General features: G+C 42.3%; 9 protein-coding genes and 4 tRNA genes. All 13 read right to left on the reverse strand.

Annotated elements, in window-relative coordinates:
• Positions 1 to 192 precede the first annotated feature (192 nt).
• A tRNA-Tyr gene (locus JL57_RS08630) sits at positions 193 to 276 on the reverse strand.
• 25 nt (positions 277 to 301) lie between these two features.
• Positions 302 to 377 (reverse strand) — tRNA-Asp (locus JL57_RS08635).
• 114 nt (positions 378 to 491) lie between these two features.
• Positions 492 to 567 (reverse strand) — tRNA-Val (locus JL57_RS08640).
• 12 nt (positions 568 to 579) lie between these two features.
• Positions 580 to 655, reverse strand: a tRNA-Glu gene (locus tag JL57_RS08645).
• Positions 656 to 918: 263 nt separating this feature from the next.
• Positions 919 to 1,479 (reverse strand): 4Fe-4S dicluster domain-containing protein, encoded by a 561-nt coding sequence (locus JL57_RS08650; protein ID WP_034141652.1) that lies wholly within the window; start codon positions 1,477 to 1,479, stop codon positions 919 to 921.
• Positions 1,476 to 3,557 carry a molybdopterin-dependent oxidoreductase gene (locus JL57_RS08655; RefSeq protein ID WP_034141653.1) on the reverse strand — a complete coding sequence of 694 codons (2,082 nt, stop codon included), beginning with the start codon at positions 3,555 to 3,557 and terminating at the stop codon, positions 1,476 to 1,478. The genes JL57_RS08650 and JL57_RS08655 overlap by 4 nt, the downstream gene beginning before the upstream one ends.
• 1 nt (position 3,558) lies before the next feature.
• Positions 3,559 to 4,821: an NAD(P)/FAD-dependent oxidoreductase gene (locus JL57_RS08660; protein WP_034141654.1), complete on the reverse strand. Its 1,263-nt coding sequence runs from the start codon at positions 4,819 to 4,821 to the stop codon at positions 3,559 to 3,561.
• Position 4,822: 1 nt separating this feature from the next.
• Positions 4,823 to 5,290 (reverse strand): 4Fe-4S dicluster domain-containing protein, encoded by a 468-nt coding sequence (locus JL57_RS08665; protein WP_291299864.1) that lies wholly within the window; start codon positions 5,288 to 5,290, stop codon positions 4,823 to 4,825.
• A 639-nt stretch (positions 5,291 to 5,929) separates the two neighbouring features.
• Positions 5,930 to 6,523 carry a DUF1847 domain-containing protein gene (locus JL57_RS08670; RefSeq protein WP_034141656.1) on the reverse strand — a complete coding sequence of 198 codons (594 nt, stop codon included), beginning with the start codon at positions 6,521 to 6,523 and terminating at the stop codon, positions 5,930 to 5,932.
• 35 nt (positions 6,524 to 6,558) lie between these two features.
• Positions 6,559 to 7,497, reverse strand: a complete 939-nt coding sequence (locus JL57_RS08675; protein WP_034141657.1) for a sulfite exporter TauE/SafE family protein — start codon at positions 7,495 to 7,497, stop codon at positions 6,559 to 6,561.
• Positions 7,498 to 7,517: 20 nt separating this feature from the next.
• Complete coding sequence (locus tag JL57_RS08680) at positions 7,518 to 7,937, reverse strand: hypothetical protein (protein ID WP_034141659.1); 420 nt, start codon at positions 7,935 to 7,937, stop codon at positions 7,518 to 7,520.
• 355 nt (positions 7,938 to 8,292) lie between these two features.
• The gene (locus JL57_RS08685) at positions 8,293 to 8,961 is read right to left on the reverse strand and encodes a Crp/Fnr family transcriptional regulator (RefSeq protein ID WP_034141658.1); all 669 of its coding nucleotides are present in this window, start codon (positions 8,959 to 8,961) and stop codon (positions 8,293 to 8,295) included.
• Between the two features lie 246 nt (positions 8,962 to 9,207).
• Positions 9,208 to 9,632: hypothetical protein (locus tag JL57_RS33920; RefSeq protein ID WP_291299865.1), on the reverse strand; the 425-nt coding region annotated here is incomplete at its 5' end.

The following is a 9,632-nucleotide window of genomic DNA, read 5'->3' on the forward strand; positions in this document are numbered from 1 at the left end:
ACCTTCGGGTTATGAGCCCGACGAGCTACCGCTGCTCCACCCCGCGACGATTTGAGATATTTGAGGCACGATATTCGTTATATTTGAACTTTCGTATTCCTCAGAGGCTTAGCTTATATTCATTCTAAGATCTACATTCTTATGCGATTTTTACATCGTATATTTCGAACTTCAATCTTCGAATATCTAAATTGGTGGGCAGGGATGGATTCGAACCATCGTACCTCGCGGAACAGATTTACAGTCTGTCGCCTTTAACCACTCGGCCACCTACCCATTTTGTTGACTACCTTAATTCATATGGCGACCCCGATCGGACTTGAACCGACGATCTCCTGCGTGACAGGCAGGCATGTTAACCACTACACCACGGGGCCGTGATCGAGGTTCGATGCACGATGTTCGAAGTACGAACACTGATCGTTTCCTCATTATTGTCCAAAGCTAAAGCTCTACGGTTCTTTCGAACCTCGAATCTCGAACTTCGAGTATGGTGGGCGATGACAGGGTCGAACTGCCGACATCCTGCTTGTAAGGCAGGCGCTCTACCAGCTGAGCTAATCACCCTTGTAAGTTGATTGGTGACCCGTACGGGATTCGAACCCGTGTAACCGCCGTGAAAGGGCGGTGTCTTAGACCGCTTGACCAACGGGCCACGTTTTGAGAACTTTTTTAGTATAGCTGAAGGCTGTTAAAATGTCAACCTTTTTAGCGGTTTATTCGAAAAAACTTTGGACAAAATGTGTATATACATGTTTTAGTCTAACTGCCATATGAATTTACGTTAAACTAACTTTTTATTAATAAGGCACGTATTGCACTTATAATCAATGAGTAATTCTAACATAACCCCTCAGATACAGCATTTGAAAGGGTTATGCAAATAGAGCAGAATCTCCTAGACCTTAAGTTTATTCCCTAGTTTTCCGCGTCAACCGTCAGATACATTACTACACTCTGCTCCTTATCCACTCCTTCGAGATGGACGCTCATTCCCTTGGCTCTCAAATCTTCCATACGTTCGCTTGCCTCACGAAGAAGTTCTTCGCGCTCACCATAAACTCGGGAATTTACTGGACAGACAGATACACACGCCGGATCTTTTCCTCTTTCTAAGCGATGCCTACAAAGTGTACATTTACCCACTTTACCGTTTGTCATGATCTTCATTCCACTATGCGGACAAGCGGTTGCACAAACATGACACCCAAGACATTTTGCGTTGTTTTGGGTTACAAGGCCGTCTTTCCCACGTTGAATAGCCCCCACTGGGCATACAACCTGGCATACAGGGTCTTCGCAATGTCTACATGACTGAGTATTATAATATCGAACTAGATGCCCCTTTAGCTGTTCCCTTCGCCATACTCTTAACCACCAATCCCCCGTTTGGAGGTTGTTTTCTTGTTTACAGGCAACGGTACAACTCTTACATTCAATGCATCGCGACTCATCGACTAACATAGAGTGCTGACTCATGATCCTTGACCTCCTTCAGCTTTAGCCTTACACATAATGTTTTTGCTAACTAGGTTACCTCCAACAGGATCAGCAGCTACCGGAAAAAGAGTATTGGCTGGTGCTTGCCCATAAGGGGATTGAAATCCGAAGTAAGGTTGGGTCGAGAGGAAACCCCGCGGTACTGACTGAGTAATCTTTGCCGCCAAAACGATCGATCCTGTAACCGTCTCCACTCTAACTTGGTTTCCTTTCTCAACTCCTATCTCTAATGCGGTCAGAGGATGCATTTCAACATAAGGTTGTTCCATTTCATTAGCCCAATCACTATATTGGCATTCTGAATGGTAGTGGCTTGCCACCTTATTTGTGCTCAAGAGATAAGGGAATTCCTCACGACTGGAACCAATATTACCTGGGGCATCAAAGGTATCCACATACTCAAGGGGCGCGTCACTAACTTCTGTCAGCTCCACTTTACCAGAGGATGTTTTGAACACACAATTGGCAAATAGGCGCACGGTCTCCTTACCAATTTCCGCACACGGAAAATGTACTCCACCAGGTGTTTCCAGCATTCGTTCCCTACTAATACCTGTAACATTCTTATTATATTTTCTTTCCAACTCCCACGCTGCTTCAGGGGAATCCGGGAAATAGGATGACGGTAAACCCATACGCTCTGCTAATAGACGGTAGAAATCCCCACCAGATTTTTCTTCACCACGTATCTCAACAACTTTATTTTTCCACTGCAAAACTCTATGCACACTTGCCTGCATTCCGGCTTCTTCTAACCAGTGGGTCGCAGGAAGGACAATGTCTGCTAGTACAGCGGAGTCGTCCATCACCAAGGTATGACTAACCACAAAATCCAGTCCTTCAATCGCCTTACTCATCCGTGCGCTATCGGGCCAAGTTACGCAGGGATTCCCGGAGATCAAGAGCATTTTAACGTCTCCCTCTTCCATGTCTTTGTAGAGGGCACTTGATGATCTTTTACGATCAGGCTTCATAACATCATTAGCCTGAATCAAATTGATAATGCCACCAGTGTTGTTGATATGCGAAATAATACCCGCCCCTGGTTTGCCGATATTGCCCAGTATAGCCATCAGGCCTTCAAACGCCCAAACTGAAGCTCCTGCATTATTAACACAAACGACACCCCGACCTTCAAACAGCATGCCTGGTTTTAATGTAGCTAAATCTTGAGCTAATTTCTCAATAACATTTTGGGGAACTCCTGTAATCTCAGCTGCGCGCTCCGTTGTAAAAGCACTCACATCCTGTGCCAGTTTTTCAAAGCCGTTGGTATGTTCAGACACAAACGTTGGATCATAGAGGTTATTCTTGATGACATAATTCAGTAACGCCATTCCTAAAGCAGTGTCCGTTCCCGGTCTGATCTGGATAAATAGGTCAGCCGCCTGAGCTGTTTCTGTAAAGCGTGTGTCAATCACCACTATCCGCGTCCCTGTCCGCTTAGCTTCCGTAATCCAATGGAATTGTCCTGCCTTCGTTTGGGCAGCATTGTTACCAACTATTAATAGAATCTTAGAATTGACTACATCGGAGAGAGGACTTGTTCCCGAACCGTCTCCGAAGAGCTTCTTACGCACATTCGCTTCCGAATCGGTACAGATCGGTCCAGTTCCGTAATTCACGAGACCGGTTAACGATGAAAATATGCCATGTGCTAACTTACTGTAAGACCCACCAATTTTGGATGTAATGCCCACAATCGATCCTGTACCATTCTCCTGGATATACTGGTTATATTTTTGTGCGATCAGATCTAAAGCCTCATCCCAACTAATTCTTTCAAACGAGCCATTGACCTTTTTCATAGGATATCTAACCCTATAGGGGCCACTAAGGGTTTGTGCAATTGCCATAGGTTTAGAACATATTTTTCCTTTATTATAAGGGTTATCAGGATCACCAAAAACCGCCTTGATTTTTCCATCTTGATCTAGGCTGATTTTTATCCCACACCCACCGTTACAAAGACAGCAAACAGACGTACGCAATTCCTCGTCATGTTCTATAGGTTTAGTGCTTTGAGTTAATGCTCGTGTTCTTACGTATGAACCCATTTTACTGACCCCCTCTCACAACCGACAAGTACCCTGGATAGTCAATCGGATTTACTAACATTTGGTGAAGATAATTTACGTCAACTTTAGCTCTTTTTCGAATTAAGCCGCTCAAAATACCCGCCCCTTCGATGTCGCCAACCATGATCATTCCCACCAAACGTCCCTCTTTAATCACGAACTTACGATAGAAGTTCTTATCCGGCTCCGATGCCCTAATCACACTACCTTCTCTAGGCGGCAAATTCATGAGTCCGACTGAAACAATCCCTACTCCGCTTATTACAGCAGAGTTTAAAGCCAGGGAACCATGATATTCGCGTTTCACACCTGCCATGTTGCAGCCAGCGACGATTCCTTGTTCTGTTGCAGTAGGCCATAAAGCGCTCACACCTTTTTCGCCACTTAAGAGGTCGAGTGCTTCAGCAACATCACCCGCAGCATAAATGTCTTTTTCCGACGTCTGCATTTCTTCATCAACAATAATACCGTAATTCACTGAGATTCCGCTATCACTGACCAACTTTACATTAGGGCGGACTCCAACCGCTCTAATAATCATCTGACAAGGAATCTGTTCACCGGTATTCAGAAGCACACCAGATACTGACATCCGTCCATCTGTATCCTCTTCACCTAGCACTTTAACTACTTTGGTATTTAGGAGGACACGATAACCGTCTTCTTCTAACAGTCTCGTCAGAATCTCAGCAGATTCTTCATCAATGGAGTGACGCATGACTCGAGGAGCAGATCCTATAATTGTCACATTGATTCCCAGTTCATGAAGTCCATGAGCTCCTTTAAGCCCTACAAGACCAGCACCCATAACAACGGCAGCTTTTACTTTTGGAGCAAACTCAGCCATAGCTTTAGCATCATCTAAGGTGCGCAGTTCAAAGATTCCCTCTATGTCACTTCCCTCAAGAGGAGGATTGAACGGAGAAGAACCCGTGGCAATCAGCAACTTATCATAATTAACTTTTTCACCAGAGTCTAGCAAGACGTTTTTAGAATCAGCATCCACCCGTTCAACATATCCAGCTTGGAAGTCAATCCCTGTTTCAGAGTAAAAGTCCTTATTTCTAATGTACATCATTTCTTCTGGAATTTCTTTCCCTAGGAAATAGGAGGTTAGGCAACGTGAATAGGGTGAATAGTCTTCATTTGAAATCATCGTGATTTGTCCTTCGGGATCCAGACCCCGAATAGTTTCTGCTGCGAAAACGCCCGCCGCACTATTGCCGATAATGAGATAACGCATATCAATCACCTGCAACTTTCATTTCGTAATCCTCTGGAGTACCATATAGTAACGCTTGCCGGGAACATGACGCTACACAAGGTGGAGTCTTTTCACCCTTACACAGATCACATTTGCTCGCTTTTTTTGCCTCGTTAAGTGTTGCAATGGCCCCGAATGGACAAGCCATTATACACATCCAACAGCCTACGCATTGTTTAGCATTGTGGAAAACTTCACCTGTTGCGGAATACTGCAGCGCTCCAGTCATACATGTCCCTACGCACATTGCCTCATTGCAGTGTTGACATACGGTAGCCCAATATTGATTACCCGATCTTTTTACTTTAATCCGCGGTTGCGGAGATGGTTGTTCCATTTTCGTCATAAATATGCTCTGAGACTGAGAATGTTTTTCAAGACATGCTACTTCACAAGCCTGACACCCATCGCAATGCTTAGATATAAAAAATAGTTTTTGCACACGCATCTTACTCCTCTCTCTAACCGGATGATAATTTAAATACCGTCGTCAATTCCTTCTTCCTGCAAAAAACTCGAATACATTGTGATAAAAGGTATAAATGAGACGTCGGCAGCCTTAAATATCAGATTTTGAAAAACTCAAAGCATCTTAGCGAATAGGTCTTCAAAACCCTCTATATTAAGGCCGCCTATTATTTGCATCACTCTCTAAAAAACCTCCTAGAAATTCGATGCATTATATCTTTCTGTTCCTGTACTTTTTTAGAATGTGGATCTTTAAGAAATTTCACTAGTTCAGAAACCTTCTTCATAGTTAAAACGCCTCTCTTGCAAACATTTTCCTTACTAAATTAGCATCGCTTCACCGCCTAGTGTTTTTTATCCTTTCAATTTATCGTTTGTACTATAGTTAACATATCAAATTATGGTCAATTTTAATGTCCGATTTTCGACATTTTCCTTGTCAGTTCCATTACTTTTGGACCATCTTCGTCTAATCTATTCTTCGCAGCGAAGGAGGCCCCTACCCCACCTGAATTTACGAAGGACCTACCCTACTTACAACAGAGGGGGGTTTGAAAACTGCAAAAAACGGGGGCGTAACGAATTAAGTTCGTTACGCCCCCGTTTTTTTGTGTGTTGTCTATTCGTATTTTTTATTAAGGTATTTTTTACGTAAATAACTTGAATAGCAGACGGCCAAAGGATTATGACCTAGGATACGGTCCTTAACTGCATAGGTGGTGACTGGTGCTTTCGAGTACTTATTGAATAACATATCATGACCAACGCATAAGCCTACTGCTATGTTAAGTTCAGTTTCATCATTAGCCAGCACTTTAGCTTGAAGTATAGGGTCACAAATAACCTCAATTTTATCCTCTTTCACTTTAGGTATTTCATAATCTTCTTTTTTAAGACCACCTATTTTACAACAAGCGGAATATACCTCAAAATGTTGGGATAAAATCTTTTCTAAGATTGCTGCTTCTTCAGTTAAACCTACACAAAAAGCCATTCCGAGTTTCTTGTAACCCATTTTCTTAGAAAACATAATTAATTCATCGAGGCGGCTAAGATTGTTACCGTGTACTGATTGGAAATAACCACTGAGCCGATGAAAGGGTTTGTTTTCTTCTTCAAAACATTCATCGAGTGAATATTTTCCCCCAGTACAATCAAAGGCTTCCTTATCACACATATTTTTGGTCTTCATTTGGCAGGACGCACATTTCATGTCCCTATCCTCCTTTATTTTATTAAACACTTAAGTTAGATCTTAATACCAACTAATGGAAGCATATATTTCAGACCAATGTAGAACAAGATAACAGTAAGGCCGATTTTCAAATAACGGGCATTGATATATTTAGAAACTTTGGCTGCAAATACAGTACCAATGGCAACACCCGTCAATTCAAAGGCTAAGAAAGTGACGTCTACTGAACTCCCCATGGAAATGTAGTTGGTAATACTGGTCGCCGATGTAACCAAGATGGAAAGCACGGAAGTACCAGCCACAATGAACATTGGGAAACCCAGCATACTGGTCATAAAGGGAACCAGTAGGAAACCACCGCCAACACCAAGAGAAGCTGAAATAATAGCCACAATGAGTCCTGCAAAGAACACAAAGATCGTATTATACTTAAATTCTTGACCAGCAAAAGTGAACGTGCTTTGAACACCAATCTTCTGGAAGTTCACACCAATTTCCTTAAGTTCACTCATTCTACCAGCAGCCTTAAGTTCTTTAACTTTCGCGGCGAAAGTATCGTTCGCTTTTTTCACACTTTTTTGGCCATCAATGAAGCCTTTGGTGCACTCGTAGCCGAGACGCAAAGCAATCGCTAGTGTGAAGAAACCAAAGTAGGGCTGGAAGGTTTTCATATCTTTTAGTAAAGAAGACGAGAAGGTGGAACCAATCATTGCACCTGTAATACCACCCAAGCCTAGAGCAATAGCAACAGGTACGATAATACGTTTCTCACGGAGATAAAGTGGCGTGCCGACAATAGGGCTCACTAAAGTCAAGAACTGATTCATGGGCTTAATTGTATTGGCACTTTTAAGACCAAAGATACTCATATGACCTACACCTGCTAGGATACCACCAGCGGCTCCTACTGTTGTAAAAACATAGCCTACAAAAATACCCCATAGAAGTAGACTAATGGGATTAGCGTCTACGCCTGCAATTGCGAAATGCATAACATTTTCCTCCTAATTTATTAAATTTTATTAGTTGCCCTAACAAAGCCAAATATTCTAAGTTTTGACAGCGCGGTCATAATTGGTTTTGCTAATAATTTCCCCAGGTGAAATATCATGTACGAAAGGAGATAGAATCCAAGAATGTTTACTTTCCAGTCTACGAATGGCACGGTGATAGTCGGCCATTTTAAGCTAATTAACCAAATTATAAGGACGTGAGGGACTAATTTGTAAATCGAATCTACCACTATTGCTGTTGTATAATCAAAAAATACTTCTCTTAATTCTGACTGCAGGGACTTATAGGCCATTTCATCACCAATCTCGATCGCTATATTTGAAAGATCATCCAATTCCTGGTACCGCCCTTTATGTTGCTGCACTCTTTTGGCATGGGGGTCTTTAAGGAATTTCACTAGTTCTGAAATCCTTTTCATTGCTAACGCCTCTCTTTCAAACATCTTCACTTTCTAACACCAACCTTGCCCCCAGTTTTAATTCCACCTCCCTTAAATAATATCCCTCTTGTGAAGAATATACCAAAGGCCCATGAGAATTAATGTCTACTCCATGACCTAATAATTGTCTACCTACCGACTATCTTTTTGTCTGATTACAGACGTTATTTATGTCCTAATCAAGACTAAATTAATGTCTTCCGGAAGACATTAATTTCTTATTTCATATTAGTTTTGTCTAAATTGCATATTCTCTTAGTCTGTTATGCTCAACCTTATTTGATTTTGCTCTATAAAAAAATGAAGAGAGGCTAACATCCAATGCCAGCCTCCCTTAAACAATCCATTTAATTAGCTTTTCAGTATCCACTATATATACTTCTTTTTCTTCAATCGCTATACTATTTTCCTGCTTAAAAATGTTAAGCAACGAGGTAACAGTTTGTCTAGATGTGCCAATCATACAAGCAATTTCCTCATGGGTTAAACGAAAATTAATTTTTGTCCCAAATTCTGTCTCTACTCCAGCACGTTCAGATATTTTAAGAAGTAACATTGCTAGCCTTCCAGGTACTTGGAAACAGACCATTTCTTGAATGATTGCTTCAGCCTCTCGCATTCTAACACCTAGAGTTGTGGCAACCTTAATAGCAATGGACGGATGGTTCACAAGCAATTCTTCAAAACGAGCTTTACGAACAACTACCAAAGTAGCATCGTTGATAGCACCAGCAAAACAGGTTCGCTCTCCGTGGTATAAAGTTTCAGCCAGCCCCATTAGCTGCCCCGAAGTTCTCATACTGCCAACAGTGACTCTTCGACCATCCGGAGTTATTCGATATATCTTTACAAAACCTTCCTCAATCAAGTATATACGGTCAGCCGTATCTCCTTCAGCAAAAATTATTTGCCCTTTAGGATAATGAACTACTGTCCCATATTCTCTGATAAGGTCCTTTTCACGGTCATCCAACGCCAGTGCTTCGTGATTAATACTTTCCATTCTAGAGTATCCCTCCATATAAATTATAGTTTATCACAAATTCTAGGGAAGATACTACACTTACATTTTCTATAGTGCTATTGAAGTTACTCATGACCATGTTTAACAATTCCATCAAATCAGGAACGGTTTTACTCTACATCTAAAGTATTATCATAACGCGAAAGGGCTACCTCCATACACATACTTGGTGCTCGTAACTGATACAAAGATGACTACCTCGTTAGAGATAGTCCATTCGCTTGTTTACCTGAAGATACGATAGGCACGGTAGTCTCCAGTGGAGAGTATCGCCGAAGCCGCGATCCCAAAAGAATATTTACCAGCGTAGGATACAGTATTGCCGAGCCACCCGCCCCAAAGGAATACTTCGTGGCGAAAGTCGGATGAGACTTTCGCCACATTGCGACTCGTGACGCAAACTCCAGCAATGGGACGAAAGTGGACGAGACTTTCGCCACACTGCGACATATAAGGCACTCTCCAGCAGTGTAGATCCCGAACGGGGGGAACCCCGTACCCAGATGTCCACAATCTTTTCAGTATTACAAAACATAGATAAGCTACCTCATTTAGAGGTAGCTTATCGCTTATTACCTGGCGATGACCTACTTTCCCAGGGGCTATGCCCCAAGTATCATCGGCCCTGGAGGTCTTAACTTCCGTGTTCG

The sequence above is a fragment of the Desulfosporosinus sp. BICA1-9 genome, assembly GCF_000802135.1.

Bases quoted from the DNA above. Each gene is read 5' to 3' on its own strand.
- JL57_RS08685 (WP_034141658.1), bottom strand. From the start codon at position 8,961: ATGGAAAGTATTAATCACGAAGCACTGGCGTTGGATGACCGTGAAAAG.
- JL57_RS08670 (WP_034141656.1), bottom strand. From the start codon at position 6,523: ATGAAATGTGCGTCCTGCCAAATGAAGACCAAAAATATGTGTGATAAG.
- JL57_RS08675 (WP_034141657.1), bottom strand. From the start codon at position 7,497: ATGCATTTCGCAATTGCAGGCGTAGACGCTAATCCCATTAGTCTACTT.
- JL57_RS08680 (WP_034141659.1), bottom strand. From the start codon at position 7,937: ATGAAAAGGATTTCAGAACTAGTGAAATTCCTTAAAGACCCCCATGCC.
- JL57_RS08660 (WP_034141654.1), bottom strand. From the start codon at position 4,821: ATGCGTTATCTCATTATCGGCAATAGTGCGGCGGGCGTTTTCGCAGCA.
- JL57_RS08665 (WP_291299864.1), bottom strand. From the start codon at position 5,290: ATGCGTGTGCAAAAACTATTTTTTATATCTAAGCATTGCGATGGGTGT.
- JL57_RS08650 (WP_034141652.1), bottom strand. From the start codon at position 1,479: ATGAGTCAGCACTCTATGTTAGTCGATGAGTCGCGATGCATTGAATGT.
- JL57_RS08655 (WP_034141653.1), bottom strand. From the start codon at position 3,557: ATGGGTTCATACGTAAGAACACGAGCATTAACTCAAAGCACTAAACCT.